Raw genomic sequence first — 476 nt, forward strand, 5'->3', positions numbered from 1 at the left:
GGCGTCGGCCACGGCACCGACCGCGCCGTCATCATGGGCCTGATGGGCGAATGGCCCGACCGCATCGACCCCAGCCAGATCGCCCCGCGCATGGCCGAGCTGCTCGGCAGCGGCGAGCTGATCCTGGCCGGCGAACGGCGCATCCCCTTCGACTGGGTCCGCGACATGCGCCTGCTGGAGGAGAACCTGCCCTACCACCCCAACGCCATGAGCCTGGTCGCCTACGAGAACGGCCAGGAACTCCATGCCGACACCTACTACTCCATCGGCGGCGGCTTCGTCGTCGACGCCGAGCAGGCCGCCGCCGGCTCCCTCGACCAGGACAGCACCCGCCTGCCCTACGACTTCGACAGCGCCGCCGAGCTGCTGCAGCTGTGCCGCCGCCACAACCTGCGCGTCTCCGAGCTGATGCTCGCCAACGAGCGCATGTGGCGCAGCGACACCGACACCCGCGACGGCCTGCTGCGCATCTGGCG

The 476-nt window shown here is 70.8% G+C and carries 1 protein-coding gene; it reads left to right on the plus strand.

Annotation, left to right across the window (positions count from 1 at the left end; translation table 11 throughout):
* Positions 1 to 476, plus strand: a 476-nt coding sequence (locus DK254_RS16855) for a serine dehydratase beta chain (protein WP_305888129.1), incomplete at both ends; no start/stop codon positions are given.

This window comes from Pseudomonas sp. RW407 (assembly GCF_003176655.1).
Taxonomy (GTDB): Bacteria; Pseudomonadota; Gammaproteobacteria; order Pseudomonadales; family Pseudomonadaceae; genus Pseudomonas; species Pseudomonas delhiensis.